Raw genomic sequence first — 18,880 nt, 5'->3', positions numbered from 1 at the left:
ACCGGTGGTAACCACGCCACCGGAGCCCGCACCCCCACCGGCACCGGCACCGGCACCCGATCCCCCACCCGCCAGCTTGTACCCCACCCCAAAAACCGTCACCAGCCGATCGGGACGGCGCGGGTCGGATTCGATCTTCTTGCGGAGGTTGAGGACGTGCACGTCGACCGTGCGGGCGGATATGTAGCCGGACGAGCCGTGGATCCGGTCGAGCAGCTGGGGCCGGGTGAAGACCCGGTCCGGCTCCTCCGCGAGCGCGGAGAGCAGGTCGAACTCCCCCGGAGTGCAGTCCACGTGCCGCCCGTCGACCGTCACCTCGTGCCGCAGCGGGTCGACGACGAGGCCGCCGACGCGCAGGATCCGCCGGTCGGCGTCCGGCAGCGGCGGCTGGATGCCGCCCGCCCGGCGCAGCAGCGTCCGCACCCGGGCCATCAGCTCGCGCGGACTGTACGGCTTGGTGAGGTAGTCATCGGCGCCCGTGTCGAGGCCCGCGAGCAGGTCGTCCTCGGTGGTGCGGGCGGTCAGCATCAGGATCGGCAGCCGCGCCAGCTCGGGCGGCCCGCTCCCGTCCCGCAGGAGACGGGTCACTTCCAGGCCGTCGGCGCCCGGCATCATCACGTCGAGGATCAGCAGGTCCGGCAGCCGGTGCCGCACCTCGGCGAGGGCGGCGGAACCGTCGTGGACGACGGCGACCGAGTGACCCTCGCGCTCCAGGTAGCGGCGGACCAGCTCGGCCTGTTTCTCGTCGTCCTCCGCGACCAGGACAAAAGCGCACATGGCGTTGAGGATAGGCATGCCACGGCTGGTTCAGGCCGCCCAAACGGGATCAGGACAGCGGCCTGACAGGATCCTCATAAGTGACCGCCAGACTGGTGCGGCCACGGAAGCGCCCCGCTTCGGGACACCACTGGCCCCGCCCCGTGTCCCCCCACTCCCCCGGCCCCCGCCGCCCCCGTAACTCATTGCACCGCCCGATCCCCCCGCCTAGCCTCCCCGCATGGCAACCGCACAGCTCAACGGGATCACCATCGGCTACGACGACACCCACAGCGAGCCGGAACCCCCGAACACCCGACCCCACCCCCGCTCCCACCCCCACACCCACCCCCTCGTACTCGTCCACGGCCACCCCTTCGACCGCTCCATGTGGGCCCCGCAGCGCACCGCTCTCGCCGCGACCCACCGCGTGATCACCCCGGACCTCCGTGGCTACGGCGCGTCCACCGTCGTCCCCGGCACCACCGGCTTCGCCACCTTCGCCGAGGACATCGCCGCCCTCATGGACCATCTGGGCATACGGGAGTTCGCACTCGGCGGGCTCTCGATGGGCGGTCAGATCGTGATGGAGTGCTACCGCCTCTTCCCGGAGCGCATCACCGGGCTCCTCCTCGCGGACACCTTCCCCGCCGCCGAGACCCCGGAGGGCAAGGTCGTCCGCAACTCCTCCGCCGACCGTCTCCTCGCCGAGGGCATGAAGGGGTACGCGGACGAGGTGCGGGACAAGATGGTGGCGCCGTACAACACGGAGGCGTCCGCGTACGTCCACCGCATGATGCTCGCCGCCCCGCCCGAGGGAGCGGCCGCCGCCCTGCGCGGGCGGGCCGAACGCCCGGACTACCGCGCCCTGTTGACCCGCGTCGACGTCCCGTCCCTCGTCGTCGTGGGCCGCGACGACGCGTTCACGCCGGTCGCCGACGCCGAGGCCATGCACGCCGCGCTCCCCGACTCGGCCCTGCACATCGTCGAGTCGGCGGCCCACATGCCGAACCTGGAACGCCCCGACGAGTTCAACGCGGCGGTCCGCGCGTGGCTGGCCCGCATCTCCTGAGAACCCCGCCGGCCCGCACATCAGCCCTTCGGCATGGTCCTCACGTATCTGGACCTACCAGGTGGGCCGCGCCCCCACCCCGCCGTCCACCACCAGATCCGTCCCCGTGATCCAGGACGCCGCGTCCGAGGCGAGGAACACGCAGGCGCTGCCGACGTCCTCGGGCCGTCCGAGCCGTCCGAGCGGCGCCGCCCTGCCCCACCGGGCCACGCCGTCGGGCCAGTCGTCGGTGAGGCCCGGCCGGTCGATGAGGCCGGGCGAGACGCTGTTGACGCGGATGCCGCGCGGCCCGTACTCCAGGGCCGCCGAGCGGGCGAACATGATCAGGGCCGCCTTGGACGCGCTGTAGTGCGCATGGCCGGGGGCGGGACTCGATCCCTCGATGGACGCGATGTGCGTGACCGTGCCGCCGCCGTCCTGTCCTGCCATGACCTCGGCGGCCGCCTGGGTGCAGCAGAACGCGCTCGTCACGTTCGCCTCGGACAGCTGCCGCCACTCGTCGGCCGTCATGCCGGGGAGTTCCCGCACCGGCTGGATTCCCGCGCTGTTGACCAGCGCGTCCAGGCGCCCGCGCCAGGCGTGCGCCTCCGCGACGAGACGGTGGCACTCCTCCTCGCGCGTCAGGTCCGCCGGTACGGCGACGGCGTCACCGCCCCCCGCCACGATCCGCCCGGCCAGCTCCTCGGCCCGCTCCTTGCCCCGCCGGTAGTGCACCACGACCGCGGCTCCCGCCTGCGCGAACCGCAGGGCGACCCCGGCGCCGATGCCCCCGCTCGCCCCGGTCACCAGAGCGACGCGACCGGTCAGCCCGGGCAGTGTCTCGTCACGCAGCACCGCATCACCCACCGAAGCCCCCTCGCACATTCCCTCGGACATTCCCTCGGACCTCCCCTCACTCATCCCCGCCGTCCTCTCCCCGCATCCGCAGCGGCTCCCCGGGGCGGCACAGCTCCCGGATGAGTCCGGCGCGCCCCGGATAGCGGGCACTCAGCTCCTCGGCGTCCCCGCCCTCGTAATCCTCGGGTACGAATCCGGGTGCCATCGTCGTCCCGAAGAGCGCCCACCCGTGGCGCCCGCCGGCCCTGACGCGCGCCCCCATCCACGTCCCGGCGGGGACCACCAGCTGCACCTGCCCTCCGCTGCCCAGCACGGCCGTCCGGTCCGTGCCGTCGGGCGCGAGGAGGAGGAGTTCCAGCGCGTCACCCTCGTAGAAGTGCCAGACCTCGTCGATGGGCAGGCGGTGCAGTGCGGAGAAGTCGCCCGCGGCCGTGGTCAGCAGCACGACGATCGCCGAGCCCGCGGGGCGGCCCTCCGTGTCCGGGGGCCCCGTCCAGGTACGCCGGAACAGCCCGCCCTCGACCGGCAGCGGCCGCAGCCCGTGCCGTTCGGCCACTTCGTCAGCAGTCTCGACAGTCTCGACCATGGTCGATCGCTCCCCGGCCCGGCTGTGCCGTAACCCCACCGGTTTTGTTGAGCACGCCGACGATGTCGCCGTGATCTTCCACTCCGGCCGCCGGATGGGCCAGACTGTGCGGCGGGTCCGGCCGCGGGGAGGCCGGTGAACGGGGTGAGGGTGAACGGGGCAGGCGGGACAGGCGATTCGGGCGGGTCGGGCGGGGCCGGGGGCACAGCCGGGGCCGGCGGCGGGGCTCAGGGGAGCGGCGGGTTCGATCTGACGGGCAGTGGCGCCGAACCGCTGCGCGCGCAGGACCCGCGGCGGATCGGGCCGATCCCGCTGGTCGGCCGGCTGGGAGCCGGCGGCATGGGCCGGGTGTACCTCGGCATAGCCGACGGACGCTTCGCCGCCGTCAAGCAGATGCTGGCCTCCGTCGTAGCTGAGGACCGGGGGTTCCTGCGCCGCTTCGGCCAGGAGATGGACAACCTCGGGCGGCTGCCCGCCGACGCCACCGCACCCCTCCTCGCGAGCGACCGCACCGCCGAGCCGCCCTGGTTCGCCACGGCGTACGTCCCCGGCATCACCCTGTCCGAGGCCGTCGAGCAGCACGGCGGTGCCCTGTCGGGCGAGGCGCTGTGGCTGCTGCTGCGGGAGGTCGCGGCGGGGCTGACGGCGGTGCACGGCCTCGACATGGTGCACCGGGACCTCAAACCGTCGAACGTCATGCTGACCCTCGACGGTGTCACCCTCATCGACTTCGGCATCGCCCGTGCCGCCGAGCAGAGCCAGCTGACGCAGACGGGGCTCGTCGTCGGCACGCCCGCGTACATGTCTCCCGAACAGGCCTCGGGGAAGCGCCGGTTGACGAGCGCGTCCGACATCTTCGCGCTGGGGCTCCTCGTCGGGTACGCGGCGAGCGGCCGCTGGCCGTTCACCGACGCGGGCGAGGGCAGTCCGCTCTACCGGATCGTGCACGACGAGCCCGACCTTGCGCCGCTGCGCGCGCTCGACGCCGAGCTGGCGGAGCACGTCGCGGCCTGCCTGGACAAGGATCCGGAGGGCCGCCCGACCGCCTCCGAGCTGGTGGAACTCGCCGAGCGGCGCGGCCCGTCGGACGCGGCATCTCCCGTCTGGCCCGGCCCCGTCCTTGCGCTGCTGACCGAGCGGGCCGCATTCGCCGCGCGGGTACCGGAGGCCGCACCCGAGCCCACCCCGGAACCGGCCCCCGAACCCCCTGCGGCCCCCGCGCCCACCCCCGTCCCGGTACCGGACACCACCCCCGACGCCGACGCCGACGCCCGCACCCGGCCGCCGCGGCGCGAGCGGCGTCGTACGCGCATCGTGATGGCCGCCGTCCCCGTCGTGGTGGTCGCCGCGGGGACCACCCTCGCCCTGCAGAACCTGCCGTACGTCACCGGGCCGGACCGCGCGTCGGGCTCGACGCCGTCCGCCCCTGTCACCGCACCCGCCGACCCGGGGCAGCCGTCCGACGACGCGTCGAACCCCGCGGCGAAGAAGCCGAAGGACGAGGCGTCCCAGGACGCGGCCGACAGCGGATCCGCGGGCTCCGGCGGCAAGGACGGCTCCGACGGCAAGGGCGGTGACTCGTCCGGCTCGCGGGACTCCGGGGACAAGGAAAAGGACAGGGACAGCGGCAGGGACAGCGACTCGTCCGGCTCGGACTCGTCGAACGGAAGCTCTTCCGGTTCGGGCTCGGGATCCGGCTCCGGCTCCGGTTCCGGCTCCTCCGGTTCGGACTCTGCCGGCACCGGCTCCGGAGGCTCGCCCTCGTCCCCTTCCTCGGGTTCCTCCGGCCCCTTCCGGCTGAAGAACGCCGACAACGAAGCGTGCCTGACCCAGGTCTACGGCGCGGCCGACGACGGGAGCTGCGGCGACCCGAGCGCGTCCTGGAAGACCGTGAGCGCGGAGAACAACAGCTTCAAGGTGGTCAACAAGCAGTCCGGTTCCTGCCTGGTCGCGAACATGCTCGGCCAGGCCGTCTTCGTCGGCGACTGCACGCAGGGCAGCGCGCGCCTCTGGCGCTGGGGCTCGGGCGGCACGCTGAAGAGCACCAGCAACGGCGGCTGCCTCGACCTGGCGTACGGGGGCGGCGTGGCCGCGTCGACGTGCCAGTCCGGCAAGGCGTCACAGCGCTGGGCGAGGTGATCCACCGACGCGGAAAGCCAGGTCACGGATCATGTGACCTGGCTTTCCATGATGCCGGGCCCTCCGGAGGACCCAGACCGGGGGATGAGACCTACTGCGTCGGCGTCGCGTCGTACCCGAAACGGGCCGCCGTCGCGACCAGGCCCGGATGGGCGAAGCGTTCGGCCAGGTCGCCCTCGCCGATCCACTCGCGCCACTCGCCCACCTGCCCGCGCCGCATGATGCGGGCGTTCTTCGTGGTGTCGCCCTCACCGGCGGACGCCGCGTCCTCACGGGCGCGCATCGCCTTGAAGGAGCTGCGCTCGGCCGCCTGCTCGACGACCTCCGGCGGCACCGCGAGCCCCAGCGCCGCGAGCATCGCGGTGATGGCGCCCACGGGATGCGACTTGAGATCCTCGAACCGTACGACCGCGAACTTCGAGAAGTCCGGCGCCGCCTCCAGCCAGCTCCGGTAGAAGCGGGCCCAGCCGGGGATCGAGGGCTCTCCGTCCCCGAGCCTGACGCGGTCAAGGAAGTCCGGGTACGTCAGCTTCCCGATCATGTCCGCGGCGTCCGGTATCCAGGAACCGCCGAAGGACGAGAACCACTTGTACGACGAGTAGATGGTGTCGCGCGGGTCGCGCACCACCAGGATCGCGCTGTTCACCGCGGACTCGGCGAACACCTCGGGGTAGAAGTGGGTCTTGATGAACCTCTTGGGCACGGCCCCGCTCGCCGCCCTGTCCAGCGCGGCCTGGCTCTTCTCGGAGGTGGCCGCGAGGCGCTGCCGGTAGTAGTCGAGACGGCTCTCCACCGACTGCGCCGCGCCGTCCGCCTCGTCGGGCGACTCGACGTACGGGTCGAGATAGTCGAAGCCGAGCTCGAACACGATGTTGGCCACGAGCGCCTGGCCGGACCCGGGGTCGCCGGCCACGACGATGTCGTTCTCGCCCAGCAGGCGCGCACTGCGGCGGGCCAGTTCGTCGGGGCGGAGTTCCCGGACGGAGTCCTCGGTCATGTCAGAAATCCTGTCTCTCGGCTCAGGTCGTGTCGGTCGTGTCAGAACTCCGTCTCTCGGCCTACTTCTTGGCGCGCGCCGCGACCGCCCTGGTCAGGTAGGTGACCTCGAGCTTCTGCGCGTCCGCCAGGCGCTCGCGGATGTAGTCGAGGAACTGCTCGAACTTGGCGTCGCCGAGCTGCACCCGCACGTCGTTCACGGACTGCCACAGGCCGATGTAGTGGTCGATGGTCTGCTCGACGGAGTGGCGGCCCTCCAGCACGACGACGTCGTCGAACCGCGGGCTCGCGTTGAACTTGTCCGACAGCTCCTTGATCATCTGCGGGTGCGCCGAGGTGATCCGCTTGCGCTCGCCCATCAGGCGCTTGAGCTCGTTCTCGATGTCCACGAGCACCGGGTTGACCTCGATCAGCCGCGGGTTGTAGAGCGCGACGAACCAGCCGCCGGGCCGCAGGACGCGGCAGAACTCGGCGGTGCCCACCTCGAAGTCCACCCAGTGGAACGAGGACGCCATGCTGATGAGGTCGGCCGACGCGTCCGGGAGTCCGGTCTCCTCGCCCTTGCCGGCCCGCCAGGAGATCGAGTAGCCCGCCGAGTCGGAGATGCCCTCGGCGCGCATGTTGTCGTTCGGCTCGACGGCGGTGACCGAGCGGAATCCGCCGTCCGCCACGATGCGGGTCCACAGGCCCGTGCCGGCGCCGACGTCGACGGCGTCGAGCTCGGCGGCCGGCCGGCCCACCAGGCCGATCAGGGCGTCCCGCACCGAAGTCGCGTAACCCTCACGGTACTTCGAGTAGTCCTTCGCCAGGTCGGTGAAATCTCCGTGCTTGAGCTTGGTCGACGTCGTCATGCGAGGCACAGCTCCTTATATCTGAACGCTAAAAACGGGGTTTACTGGGTTTATGAAATACGCGCGTCACGCCGCCGCCGAAGGCACACGCTCCTCGTGCGCGAGTCGAATCATGGTGGCCGCCGCCTTCGGGTCGACGTCGCCGTAGTTGGTGACGACCAGATCGGGGTGGGTGGGGAACTCGGCGGACTGCCCGATGCCGACCACGTCCTTGGCGTCGTTCCCGCTGTAGACGCCCTTGCTGTCCCGCCGCTTGAGTTCTTCGACGGGCACGTCGAGCAGCACCTCGAAGTAGTCGGGCTGGTTCTCGCGATTGTGCCGCTGCACCTCGTGGAACAGCGAGATGGTCGCGACCACGACGAGATGCCCCTGTTCGGCGAGGAGCTGGGAAAGGCGCGCATAGGTCATGGATGTCTTTATGCGGCTTTCCCGGTCGAAACCGTGGGTCATCATGCCCAGGGCGGTCCGCACCTCGTTGCCGTCAAGGAGGATCGGCTGCCGGCCGCGCTGGACCAGCTGACGGACCAGCTCACGGGCGACCGTCGTCTTGCCGGCCTCGGCAAGCCCGGTCACCCAGATGACCGCGCCGCCGGAATCGGCGCCTCCAATTCCCGTGGTTCCCATGGATGACTCCCCTCAGTGGACGTACGCCGGCCCGCTCGCCGCGGATGAACTCTTCACAGCCCGACCGCACTGCTGTAAAGTTCCTCAGAAAATTTTGGGCATGCGCATTCCGCATGCATTACTCAGAAAATTCCGAGTATCCCCGTGGAAAAGGCCGCTGACTGGCCGTTGAATGGCCGCTCTTTTCATTGATTTCCGAGCGACCCCGTCAGTATTGTCCCGGCGTTTACCGGGCGTCCAATATCTGTTCGTACTGAAGCCTAGATCGGTCAGTTATGGAGATACGCCAACTCGAGTACTTCGTCGCTGTCGTGGAGGACGGCAACTTCACCAGAGCCGCGGCCCGCGTCCATGTGACCCAGCCGGGAGTGAGCGCACAGATCCGCCGCCTCGAACGGGAACTCGGGTACGAACTGCTCGACCGGTCCGGGCGCACGGTCCGCCCCACCGCCGCGGGCGAGGCGCTGCTCCCCCATGCCAAGGCCGCGCTGGCGGCGGTACGCAACGCCAGACTCGCCGTCGACCAGGTGGCCGGGCTGCTGCGGGGCCGGGTGAGCGTGGGCATGGTGACGGTGGTGGCGTCGCTGGACGTGCCCGGGATGCTCGCGGAGTTCCAGGCGAGCCATCCGACGGTGGAGATCGCGCTGCGCCAGGGCAGCACCGACGACCTCGTCGACGCGCTCAAGGACGGCGAACTCGACATGGCCTTCCTCGGCATGGCCGTCGAGCCCCCGGCCTTCCTGCGGACCGAGGTCGTCCTCGCCGACCCGCTCGTCGCGGTGCTGCGCGCGGACGACGAGTACGCGGACCGGGACTCCCTGCTGCTCAAGGAGCTCGCGTCCCGGCAGCTGATCTCGCTGCCCGGCGACAGCGGCACCCGGCGGCAGCTCGACATCTCCCTGGCCACGGCCGGGATCGACGCGCCCATCGCCTTCTCGGCCAGCGACCCCCAGGTCCTGGTGGACATGGCGGCCCGCGGTTTCGGTGTGGCGATCCTGCCGCGGGGGGCGGTCCGGTCAGCCGGCGACGATCTGCGGCTCGTCCCGTTCCGCGACCCGGACATGCACGGGCGGCTGTATCTGGCGTGGCCGGACGACCGGACGATCGATCCGGCGGCGCAGGCGGTCATCCAGCATGCGCTCGACCGTATTCAGGAGCGGGACGGCTCGGTCTGACGAGCTTCCTGTTCGGCCTGATCTCACTTCACCGGCTGCGGCTCACCGGCTTCGACCCCGGTCTCCTGCGGCGGCGGCTTGGCGGCCAGGAAGTCCTTGGCGCGGATCAGGAAGAAGGAGAAGACCGCTCCGACCAGGGCCAGGGCGCCGGTGATGATCAGCAGGTCGTTCAGCGCTTCGGCGTATCCGGAGTGCAGGGCCGTGGCCACCTGGTCCCGCAGCGGCGCCGGCACCTTCTCGGCGAGGCCGGACACGTCACCGTGTTCGACGGCCGTGGCGATGCCCGGGGCGCTGTCCGCGAGTCCGGGGATGCCCGACAGGTTCCGCAGGACGCCCTCGTGCAGCGACGCCGTGAAGATGGAGCCGAGCACCGGGATGCTGGCGGCCATGCCGACCTGGCGGAACGTGATGTTGATGCCCGATGCCGTGCCCGACCGGTCCGGTGTGACGACGCCGACGGCGGTCGACGCGAGCGGCGGGTTGACGACGCCGCTGCCGATACCGGCGACGACGAAGCCCGGGATGAGGTGCGTCCAACTGCTCGACGCGTCGTTGCCCGACATCAGGAGCAGGCCGGCGCCGACGAGGAAGAGGCCGGGGCCGATGAGCCACTTCACCGGCACCTTCGCGCTCAGCCGGCCGGCGACGGTCGACGCGACCAGGGCGCAGACACTGATCACGAGCAGCCGCACGCTGGACTCCAGGACGGAGTAGCCGAGCCCGTTCTGCAGATAGAGCACCAAGTAGAGGAGCATCGCGAACAGCGAGCCGTTCATGGTGAACGCGGCGATCGACCCGCCGACGAACGTCGGCGTACGGAACAGCGACAGGTCGAACAGCGGCTGCTCGGAGCGGAGTTCCACGATCAGGAAAGTGACGAGCAGGACGGCCGCCGCGCCGAGCCACAGCACGACGTCGGTGTTGCCCCACTCGGTCTCGCCGGCCCGGATCAGACCGTAGATCAGCGCGACCAGACCGCTGGTGAAGAGGACGAAGCCCGGCCAGTCGAGCCGCAGCTTGCGCCGCATCGGCGACTCGTCGACCTGCCACAGCGTCACCGCGATGGCGAGGAGGCCGATGGGTACGTTGACGAGGAAGATGCCGCGCCAGCTGATGTTGCTGGCGATCAACCCGCCGAAGACGGGCCCGAGTCCGGTCGCGATGCCCGTCACCGCACCCCAGATACCGAACGCGACACCCCGCTCCTTACCGGTGAAGTTCCGGGCGAGCAGCGCCAGCGACGTGGCGTACATGACCGAGCCGCCGATGCCCTGTGCGGCGCGCGACAGGATCAGCATGAGAGGTGTGGAGGAGACACCGCAGAGCAGCGAGCTGACGGTGAAGACACCGAGCCCCACCAGGAACAGCTTGCGGTAGCCGAAGCGGTCCGCCAGCGAGCCACCGACCAGCAGCATCGCGGCGAGCGTCAACGAGTAGGCGTCGACCACCCATTGCACATCGGCGAAGCTGGTGTCGAGTCCGCTCTGGATCTGCGGCAGCACGACGGTGACGATGGTGGCGTCCAGCAGGATCATGAAGGTCGACGCGGAGACGACCACCAACGTCCACCATCGCTTGGCCATGACTGATCTCCCCCACACTTCTTACGGCGACTGCGCGTCGGCCGGGCCGGCTGTCGGCCGATGGCTTACTTGGGCTGGATGAACTCGGGCTGGTCGAGGATCCGCAGCCACGAGCCGTCGGGCTGGCGGCGCACCACCTGGGCGCGGGCGCCCGTGCCGTCCTTCGGCGGGGTGGACGTGAGCGCGATGTCACCGTTGATCAGAGTCGGAAGGGGCTCCTCCGGCTCGAACTTGGGGTTCCGCGTCATCGCCATCTCCCACAGCTTGCGGATGGCCTCGCGCCCCTGGGTGATCTGCCCGGGCGGGAAGGCGACGACCGCGTCCTCCGCGTAGAGCTCCGCGACGCCGGCCGCGTCGCCCTTGTTGGCGCGCTCGACGAACAGACGCGTGATGTCTTCCGGCTTGTAGGCCTTCTCATATTCGGACACAGGGGGGCCTCTCGTTCAGAGCTGATTTCCAGCACCAACAAGCTTCGTCGCGCGGAACGGGCACGTCCAACTCCCCTTACTTCTGGCTGCCAGAAGCAATGGATCTGGTTCGCGACCGCACGTCCGGTGGGTGACCGGGCGACTGAGGAATTCCTCAGTCGCCCCCCACGCGCCCGCGCCGAGTGAGTCGTACGCTCACTGGCTTCACATCCCCACTGAGGTCACATCCCCTCCCGCCGAAGACGGAGGCACCCATGACCAGTTGCGCCCTGCGCATGCCCAGTCACACCATGCGAGTGCCCCGATGAGGGTCGACGTCGCCTGGTGGCACCTCGAAGGGACGCCCCAGACCATCGAGTCCATGCGCGAGCACCTGCGCGAGAACACGCTGGACCGGTGGACGAAGGTGCCCGGCCTCCGCCTGAAGGTCTACTTCGCGGACCGCGAGCAGAACCGGTGGGGCGCGATGATGCTCTGGGAGAGCGAGCGGCCCCCGCTCGACCAGATGCCGCCGAACGCCGCGCTCGCACTGATCGGCCGGCCACCGGACATCCGCGCCACTTTCGAGGCGGAGGGCACCGTCGAGGGCCTGTACGAACTGGCCACGCTCCAGGCCCTCGGCCCCGCTTTCGCAGGTAAGAGCCTGGAGGCGGAACGATGTTGACATTCCTGATTGGTCCCGGTTCCAATTCCCTGGTTCTTTCACGGGAAAAATCGTCGGGCAACCATTCGAGCAACAATCCAGGCAACAGATGGACGACAAGGCCGGGAGGATAACGACAACATGGCGTCGAACACGTCGAATACGACGAACACGTCGAGCGCGTCGAACACCTGGGACATACTCGACCTGCCGCCCGGCGAACGACCCGACCCGGACGAATACATCAAAGCCGCGATGGAGTGGCACTTCGGCCCCGAAACCGGCTCTCCCTACTGGCTGGAACGCGCGAAGTCCCTGGACTTCGACCCGCGCACCGACATCTCCTCGGTGGCCGACCTCACCCGCTTCCCCAACGTCGCCTCCGAGCTGCGTACCGTCCCCGCCGAGGACCTGATCCCGCGCGGTTACGGCGACAACCCCGACGTAAGGGGTGTGTTCGAGAGCGGCGGCACCACGGGCGCCCCCAAGCGGGTCGTCCTCCTCGGGGACTGGCGGAAGCGGCTGCTCCACTGGACCGCCGAACAACTCGACGCACACGGCTTCCCACGGGGCGCAAACTGGCTGGGAATCGTTCCCAGCGGCCCGCACATCGTCGGCGAGTTCTTCCGGGGTTCGGCAACCACGCACGGCACGCACGGATTCACGCTCGACCTCGACCCGCGCTGGGTGAAGCGGTTGATATCCACGGGCCGCGGCAGCGAGGCCGACGACTACGCCGAGCACGTCGTCGACCAGGCCGCCGAGGTGCTGCGCTCCCAGAACATCGGCGTCCTCACCGTCACCCCGCCGATCCTGGACCGCATCGCCCGCCGCGACGAACTCGTGGAACTGATCAACGAGAAGGTACGGGCGATCCGTTGGGGCGGCACGCAGCTCGACCCCGACTCACGCCAGGTGTACCGGACGGAGATCTTCCCCGACACCGTCTTCTCCGGGAACTACGGCAGCACGATGATCCTGGGCTTCGCCGGGGAGCGGCCGGGACTCGGCGACGACGACCCCTGCGTCTTCGACACCCTGAGCCCGTACGTCACCTTCTCGGTCGTCGACCCCGAGACGCTCCGGCCGGTCCCCTACGGGTCGCGCGGCCGGGTCGTGGCCAGCCACGTCAGCAAGTCGTTCCTGCTGCCCAACAACCTCGAACGCGACATTGCCACCCGCGTCGAGCCGCTCGACGGCGGCCCCGGCGACTCGGTGGCCGACATCGCGCCCGTCAGCAGATTCGAGAACGAGGACGTGGTGGAGGGGGTGTACTGATGACCCCCGAACCGGCCCCCCTGGGCACCCCCGGACCAGCCCTGCCGGACGCACCCGAAGCAGTCCCCTTGGACACGCCCGAACCGGCCCTGCCGGACGCGCCGGAACCAGTCCTCCAGAACACGCCCGAACCAGTCCTCCTGGACGCGCTCGGCCCGCGCGGCGAGTTCCGCGCCAGGAACCGCCAGCTAGTCACCGACGTCACCGGAAACCCCGCCGCCGAACTGAGCCTCGTACCCCCACCGTTCGTCAGCCGCACCCTGTCGGCGCTGCGCCGCGCCGAGCCCGCGCCGGCCGACGAGCGGGTACGGCGGATCGCGGCCGCCGCCGACCTCTTCGCCACCGGAACCGTCGCCGGGCAGAGCGTGGCGGAGTACTGCCTCCTGGTCAGCCGCGTCGGCGGAGTCCCGATCACGGAGGTCACCTCGGCGGTCGACCGCATCGCCGAACGGCTCCGCGACATCGGCACCGGCATCGCACAGGCGCGGCCCGCCGGCGCGGTCACCGACTGGCGCGACCCCCTGACGAGGGCCGGCCGGGCCGCCCACACCCGGCGCGGCCACGTGTTCGCCGTCCACGCGGCCGGCAACCACCCCGGCACCCACAGCCTGTGGCCCGAGGCGCTCGCGCTGGGCTACCGCGTCGCGGTCCGGCCCTCCCGGCGCGAGCCGTTCACCCCGCACCGGCTGGTCACCGCGCTGCGCCTCGCGGGCTTCGGGAACGACCAGATCACGCTGCTGCCCACCGACCACACCGGCGCGGACGCCGTGCTGCGCGGCGCCGACCTCGGCATGGTCTACGGCGGCGAGGACGTCGTACGCAAATACGGCGCCGACCCCACGGTCCTGCTCCAGGGCCCCGGCCGCTCCAAGCTCCTCCTGACGGCCGACGTCGACTGGCGCGACCACCTCGACACCATTGTCGACTCGGTCGCCGGGCGCGGCGGCACGGGCTGCGTCAACGCGACGGCCGTACTGGTGGAGGGCGATCCGACGCCGCTGTGCGAGGCCCTCGCCGAGCGGTTCGCGGCGCTGCCCAGCCTCCCGCCGGACCATCCGAAGGCCGTGCTTCCGGTGCAGCCGGCGGCGGGCGCCCGGGCGATCGCCGAGTACGTGGGGCGCCGCGCCGGTGACGCCCGGCCCTGGCTCGGCGCCGACACGGTCGCCGACGAACTGGGCGACGGCAGCGCGGTCCTGCGGCCCGCCGTCCACCAGGTCGACCGCGCCGACGCCCCTCAGCTAGGTGCTGAACTGCCCTTCCCATGCGTATGGGTGGCACCGTGGCGCCCCGCGGACGGGATCGACCCGCTGCGCGACAGCCTGGTGCTCACCGCGCTGACGCGACAGGAAGAGCTGCTCGACCGGCTCCTGGCGGAACCGACCATCGCCAACCTGTACGCCGGCGACCACCCGACCCACTGGATGCGCCCCGGGCTGCCGCACGACGGTTACCTCTCCGACTTCCTGATGCGCACGAAGACGGTCGTACGAGACTGACGTACGCCACTGATCCGACGTACGCCAGGGGCCATCGAGCCGCGCCTCACTGGGCCGAGGCGCGGCGGTCCACTTCCTGCGCGACGTTGAACCAGACCTCACCGCAGGCCCGCGCCACGCCGGCCACCATGTCGACGCAGTGGGCGGGAACGCTCTCGATGAGCCGGCTCCACTCGTCCGGCGGCAGGGTGGCCGCGTCCAGCAGCCGCAGCAGGAGGCGCCCGGAGTCGGTGAAGCGGATCGAGGGATCGCGCTTCAGGATCGGAATCAGCTCGGCGGCGGCCGCCGGCACGGAGACACCCGACGCCACAGGTGCCGACGCGGCGACGGCCTCCGCACTCTCGACCGGTGCCACTCGTGCAGATACGGCCGACACGGCCGATACGGCGCCGGGGTCGGCAGCGACCCGAGCGGGCGCGACGCGCGCCGGGGCAGCCGCAACCGTGCCACCCCCCACCGCACCGCCGACCGCAACGGCCGCCCCAGGCACATCAGCCAGCCCAGGCACATCGGGCGGCCCGGGCAGGCCAGGCAGGTCGGGCGCCCCTTCATGAAGTTCATGAAGTTCATGAAGTTCATGAACTTCATGAAGCGACCGCGGCTTCGGGAAAACCACCTCGTCCTGCTCCAGCCTCCTGCGCACATCGCGGGCGGTGGCGCGGGAGACTCCGGCGGCACCGGCGATCTGCCGCAGCGTCGCATCGGGATGGCTCCGGATGAACTCACCCGTGGCGGCCCGCACCCCGCTGCTGTCGACCGGCCGCGTCCGGCCGTCACGCCCGATCCGCACCGGCGCGGGCGGCAGGTCGTCGCCGAGCCGACGCCGGATGCTTCCGACCGTCTTGGGCGAGAGCCCGGCGAACGAGGCGATCATGCGGTCCGACCACTGCGGATGCGAGTGGATGATCCGCGTCGCCGCGGCGTTGCGGTCGGCCCGGCTGAGCGGCAGACCGTGTGTGGTGTTGGCCTGAACGGCGACGATGAAGACGTCCGACTCATGCCCGTCGAGGAAGCGGACGGCGATCTCCCGCTCACCGCGCAGCACCGTCGCCCGCAGCCGGTGCATTCCGTCGATGACCCGCATCGTGGACCGGTGGACGAGGATGGGCGGCAGATCCGCGCCGGATTCGGCGAGGACCCGGATGTGGTCGACGTTCTCGCCGACCAGGCGTGGTGAATCGGCCGACCAGAGCTGATCCACGGCAATACGCTCAATAGGCAGAGAATGCGCCTTTATTTCCCAAGGCCGCTGTTCATTCACCCACCTCCTTTCCTCGCCTATCCCATCTCCACCCGTCCCATATTCCGCAACTTCTACCGACTTGCTCGTGTGCATGAACCCGTCGCCCCCTGTCAGAGTTCGCGCAAGCGTAAAAATAGTTGTTTACTTAAATTACCGCCAACGTACCCCCGCGAGCCACCGCACCAGGTGTCACGCTCGGCCCGCGTGCGCGATTTCTCGTCAAACTTCGCAGAACGCTTGACACACGCGAGCACCAAAGCCTAAAGGTCGCATTTCTCCACCAGGACTCAAGCAAGAATTGACCAGAAGTCCTACATATACCTTTACCCATTACTAGAATCCCGAGGCATGGAACTGAGGCAGCTCGAATACTTCGTCGCCGTGGCCGAGGAGGAGAACTTCACTCGGGCCGCCGAGCGCGTGCACATCAGCCAGTCCGGAGTGAGCGCCCAGATCAGACAGCTGGAGCACGACCTGGGGACATCCCTGTTCGACCGCTCGGGCCGCAGCGTCAGACTCACCCCCGCCGGGGTGGCCGCCCTCCGCCACGCCCGGTCCGCACTGGCCGCCACCGACGCCGTCCGCCAGGCGGTGGACGAGGTGAACGGCCTCATCCGCGGCAGGCTCGTCGTCGGCATGGTCACCGCGTGCACGGTCACACCGCTCTTCGACGCCCTGTCCGCCTTCCACCACCGGCACCCCGGCGTGGAGATCGTCCTCCTGGAGGACACCTCCGACCGGCTCATCGAGCGACTGCGCGCGGGGAGCGCCGACATAGCCCTGGTCAGCACCTCCGGCTCCACTCCGCAGGGCCTGGAGGCGTACGAGATCATCCGCGAGCCCCTGGTCGCCGCCATGCCGGTCGGCCACCCGCTCTGCGAGAAACCTGAGGTGACCCTGGCGGACCTGGCCGGCTATTCGGTGGTGAGCCTGCCGACCGGAACCGGTGTACGCAAGGTCTTCGACGACGCGTGCGCGGCGGCGGGCGTCAACATGGAGATCGCGTTCCAGGCCGGCGCCCCCAGCGCGATCGCCGACCTCGCGATCCGCGGCCTGGGCGTCGCAATCCTCTCCGAGTCCCTCGTCGCCCAACACCGACCCCGACTGACGACCCGCCGCATCGTGGACATCCACACGGAACCGGTCCTCTCCCTGGCCTGGACCACAACAGAAAACCCGGCCCTACGCCAACTGATCCACCACTCCCGCCACGCCTTCACCCGCCCGACCCCGGCGCTCCCCCCGACCAACGCACCCCAGACGACCGCGATCCCGGAGCCCACCCTGTCCGCCCAGTAATCACACCCAGAAGGACGCGAAGGACGCGAAGGACGCGAAGGGCCGCATCAAAAGCAAAAGCCCCAGGTCACGGCGAGTGAGTCCTGGGGCTTCCACAGAGCCGCCTTCGGGATTCGAACCCGAGACCTACGCATTACGAGTGCGTTGCTCTGGCCATCTGAGCTAAGGCGGCGCGCCGTCCGCACCATCGTGCGATCAGCAACGCGGCCAAGTCTACACAGTTTTTCAGAGCGCTCCGCACACCCCCTCCGGAGAGCTATGAGCAGCGCTTTCCGTCCTTGGGGACGGTTCCCTTCAGGAGGTAGGCGTTGACCGTCGCGTCGACGCACTCGCTGCCGCGGCCGTACGCCGTGTGGCCGTCGCCCTCGTAGGTGAGGAGGTGGCCGGAGGAGAGCTGGGAGGCGAGGGCCTGCGCCCAGCGGTAGGGGGTGGCCGGGTCGCGGGTCGTGCCGGCGACGAGGATCGGGGCCGCGCCCTTCGCCTCGATGCGGTGCGGCTCACCCGTGGCCCGCACCGGCCAGTACGCGCAGTTCAGCGAGGACCAGGCGAGGCCTTCGCCGAAGACCGGGGAGGCCTCACGGAAGGAGGGCAGCGCCTTGCGGACCTCGGCCGGGGAGCCGAAGGACGGCGGCAGGTCCAGACAGTTCACGGCGGCGTTGGCGAACATCAGGTTCGCGTACTTTCCTTCGCCGTCCCGCTCGTAGTAGCCGTCGGAGAGGGCGAGCAGGCCCGCCCCGTCCTTGTTCTTCATCGCCGAGGTCAGCGCGTCGCGCAGCTGGGGCCAGCCCGCCTCGTCGTACATCGCGGCGATCACGCCCGTCGTGGCGAGCGCCTCGCCGAGCTTCCTGCCGCCGACCTCGCCGACCCGACCGGCGCCGATGCCGCCCTCGCCCTGCACCGTCAGCGGCTCACGGTCGAGACCGCGGAAGAAGGCCTTGAGGCGCCTGCCCGCGTCCTCGGGGCTCTCGGTGCCCAGCGGACACTCCGCGCCGCGCGCCACGCAGTCCTTCGCGAAGGAGCGGAACGCCGTCTCGAAGCCGGCCGTCTGGTCGCGGTTCATGCGCCGGGCGGGCAGCGACGGGTCCATCGCGCCGTCCAGGACCAGGCGGCCCACGCGGCGCGGGAAGAGCTCCGCGTACGTCGCGCCGAGGAAGGTCCCGTACGAGGCGCCGACGTACGTCAGTTTGTCGTCGCCGAGCGCCGCCCGCAGGACGTCCATGTCACGGGCCGCCTCGACCGTGGAGACATGCGGAAGGACCTTGGCCGACCGCGCCTCGCACCCGTCCGCGAACGTCTCGAAGGCGGCGCGCAGGCCGTCCGTCTCGCGCTGGTCGTCGGGGGTGACGTCGGTCTGCGTGTACGTGTCCATGCGCTTGCCGTCGAGGCAGGTGACGGGCTCGCTGCGGGCCACCCCGCGCGGGTCGACGGCGACCATGTCGTACCGGGCCCGGACCTCCGCGGGGTAGCCGAGTGCCGCGTACGACTGGAGGTAGCCGATCGCCGAGCCGCCGGGGCCGCCCGGATTGACCAGGAGCGAGCCGAGCCGGCCCTTCTTCTTGGTGGCCTGTTTGCGGGCGACCGCCAGTTCGATGTCCCCCGCCGCCGGCTCGGCGTAGTCGAGCGGGGCCTTCATGGAGGCGCACTCGAACCCGGGGGCGCCGCACTCCCGCCAGCTCAGCTTCTGTTCGTAGTACGGCGCGAGCTCCGCGGGCGTCGAGCGGGACAGCGACGCCATAGAGGCGTCCGCCGTCGAACTCCCCGACGAACAGCCGGACATGAGCAGCCCGGCGGTCACGAACAGAGTGCCGCACGTACGGAACGGGAGGTGATGGCTGCGACGGCTGTGACGGCCGTGACGGCTGAGGTCCATCATG

16 protein-coding genes, 1 tRNA gene and 1 pseudogene are annotated in these 18,880 nt (G+C 70.4%); 7 read left to right on the top strand and 11 right to left on the bottom strand.

Annotated elements, in window-relative coordinates; all coding sequences use genetic code 11:
* Window positions 1-39 precede the first annotated feature (39 nt).
* Window positions 40-777 (bottom strand): annotated as a pseudogene (locus ACZ56E_RS32565) (response regulator transcription factor); the annotation flags it as partial.
* A 220-nt stretch (window positions 778-997) separates the two neighbouring features.
* Between ACZ56E_RS32565 and ACZ56E_RS32560 the strand changes: the two are divergent.
* Entirely contained in the window at window positions 998-1,828 is an 831-nt protein-coding gene (locus ACZ56E_RS32560) for an alpha/beta fold hydrolase (protein WP_471219683.1), read from the top strand.
* Between the two features lie 54 nt (window positions 1,829-1,882).
* Here the strand turns inward: ACZ56E_RS32560 and ACZ56E_RS32555 are convergent, their stop codons facing one another.
* Complete coding sequence (locus ACZ56E_RS32555) at window positions 1,883-2,692, bottom strand: SDR family NAD(P)-dependent oxidoreductase (protein ID WP_471219850.1); 810 nt, start codon at window positions 2,690-2,692, stop codon at window positions 1,883-1,885.
* A 28-nt stretch (window positions 2,693-2,720) separates the two neighbouring features.
* The gene (locus ACZ56E_RS32550) at window positions 2,721-3,251 is read right to left on the bottom strand and encodes a cupin domain-containing protein (RefSeq protein ID WP_471219681.1); all 531 of its coding nucleotides are present in this window, start codon (window positions 3,249-3,251) and stop codon (window positions 2,721-2,723) included.
* Window positions 3,252-3,500: 249 nt separating this feature from the next.
* On the opposite strand from ACZ56E_RS32550, the gene ACZ56E_RS32545 reads away from it, so the two are divergent.
* Window positions 3,501-5,390, top strand: coding sequence for a protein kinase domain-containing protein (locus ACZ56E_RS32545; protein WP_471219848.1), 1,890 nt, complete (start codon window positions 3,501-3,503; stop codon window positions 5,388-5,390).
* Between the two features lie 91 nt (window positions 5,391-5,481).
* On the opposite strand, the gene ACZ56E_RS32540 is transcribed toward ACZ56E_RS32545, so the two are convergent.
* The 3 genes from ACZ56E_RS32540 to ACZ56E_RS32530 all read right to left on the bottom strand — a co-directional run bounded on the left by ACZ56E_RS32540 (window position 5,482) and on the right by ACZ56E_RS32530 (window position 7,861).
* On the bottom strand, window positions 5,482-6,387 hold the full coding sequence (locus ACZ56E_RS32540) for a sulfotransferase domain-containing protein (RefSeq protein WP_471219679.1): 906 nt from the start codon (window positions 6,385-6,387) through the stop codon (window positions 5,482-5,484).
* A gap of 61 nt (window positions 6,388-6,448) precedes the next feature.
* Window positions 6,449-7,237 carry a class I SAM-dependent methyltransferase gene (locus tag ACZ56E_RS32535; protein ID WP_471219677.1) on the bottom strand — a complete coding sequence of 263 codons (789 nt, stop codon included), beginning with the start codon at window positions 7,235-7,237 and terminating at the stop codon, window positions 6,449-6,451.
* A 66-nt stretch (window positions 7,238-7,303) separates the two neighbouring features.
* Complete coding sequence (locus ACZ56E_RS32530) at window positions 7,304-7,861, bottom strand: adenylyl-sulfate kinase (protein ID WP_468328694.1); 558 nt, start codon at window positions 7,859-7,861, stop codon at window positions 7,304-7,306.
* A 275-nt stretch (window positions 7,862-8,136) separates the two neighbouring features.
* Between ACZ56E_RS32530 and ACZ56E_RS32525 the strand changes: the two genes are divergently transcribed.
* Window positions 8,137-9,036 carry a LysR family transcriptional regulator gene (locus ACZ56E_RS32525; protein ID WP_471219675.1) on the top strand — a complete coding sequence of 300 codons (900 nt, stop codon included), beginning with the start codon at window positions 8,137-8,139 and terminating at the stop codon, window positions 9,034-9,036.
* A 23-nt stretch (window positions 9,037-9,059) separates the two neighbouring features.
* Here the strand turns inward: ACZ56E_RS32525 and ACZ56E_RS32520 are convergent, their stop codons facing one another.
* Window positions 9,060-10,619, bottom strand: a complete 1,560-nt coding sequence (locus ACZ56E_RS32520) for an MFS transporter (protein ID WP_471219672.1) — start codon at window positions 10,617-10,619, stop codon at window positions 9,060-9,062.
* Between the two features lie 65 nt (window positions 10,620-10,684).
* The gene (locus ACZ56E_RS32515) at window positions 10,685-11,047 is read right to left on the bottom strand and encodes a YybH family protein (RefSeq protein ID WP_398302381.1); all 363 of its coding nucleotides are present in this window, start codon (window positions 11,045-11,047) and stop codon (window positions 10,685-10,687) included.
* 304 nt (window positions 11,048-11,351) lie between these two features.
* Here ACZ56E_RS32515 and ACZ56E_RS32510 point away from each other — a divergent pair, with 304 nt between their 5' ends.
* From ACZ56E_RS32510 to ACZ56E_RS32500, 3 genes are all read left to right on the top strand, one after another.
* Complete coding sequence (locus ACZ56E_RS32510) at window positions 11,352-11,711, top strand: hypothetical protein (protein ID WP_471219669.1); 360 nt, start codon at window positions 11,352-11,354, stop codon at window positions 11,709-11,711.
* A 120-nt stretch (window positions 11,712-11,831) separates the two neighbouring features.
* Complete coding sequence (locus tag ACZ56E_RS32505) at window positions 11,832-12,968, top strand: phenazine antibiotic biosynthesis protein (RefSeq protein WP_471219667.1); 1,137 nt, start codon at window positions 11,832-11,834, stop codon at window positions 12,966-12,968.
* Complete coding sequence (locus ACZ56E_RS32500; RefSeq protein ID WP_471219846.1) at window positions 12,965-14,464, top strand: aldehyde dehydrogenase family protein; 1,500 nt, start codon at window positions 12,965-12,967, stop codon at window positions 14,462-14,464. Before ACZ56E_RS32505 ends, ACZ56E_RS32500 begins: the two co-directional genes overlap by 4 nt.
* Window positions 14,465-14,510: 46 nt before the next feature.
* Here the strand turns inward: ACZ56E_RS32500 and ACZ56E_RS32495 are convergent, their stop codons facing one another.
* Window positions 14,511-15,800: a ParB/RepB/Spo0J family partition protein gene (locus tag ACZ56E_RS32495; RefSeq protein WP_471219666.1), complete on the bottom strand. Its 1,290-nt coding sequence runs from the start codon at window positions 15,798-15,800 to the stop codon at window positions 14,511-14,513.
* A gap of 255 nt (window positions 15,801-16,055) precedes the next feature.
* On the opposite strand from ACZ56E_RS32495, the gene ACZ56E_RS32490 reads away from it, so the two are divergent.
* Window positions 16,056-17,006 carry a LysR family transcriptional regulator gene (locus ACZ56E_RS32490; RefSeq protein WP_471219663.1) on the top strand — a complete coding sequence of 317 codons (951 nt, stop codon included), beginning with the start codon at window positions 16,056-16,058 and terminating at the stop codon, window positions 17,004-17,006.
* A gap of 98 nt (window positions 17,007-17,104) precedes the next feature.
* Here the strand turns inward: ACZ56E_RS32490 and ACZ56E_RS32485 are convergent.
* Together ACZ56E_RS32485 and ACZ56E_RS32480 are read right to left on the bottom strand one after the other, a co-directional pair.
* Window positions 17,105-17,178, bottom strand: a tRNA-Thr gene (locus ACZ56E_RS32485).
* 84 nt (window positions 17,179-17,262) lie between these two features.
* Window positions 17,263-18,876 carry an alpha/beta hydrolase gene (locus ACZ56E_RS32480; protein ID WP_471219844.1) on the bottom strand — a complete coding sequence of 538 codons (1,614 nt, stop codon included), beginning with the start codon at window positions 18,874-18,876 and terminating at the stop codon, window positions 17,263-17,265.
* Window positions 18,877-18,880 lie beyond the last annotated feature (4 nt).

This window comes from Streptomyces sp. NPDC039480 (genome assembly GCF_055597165.1).
This window is presented reverse-complemented; position numbering and strand designations above follow the sequence as displayed.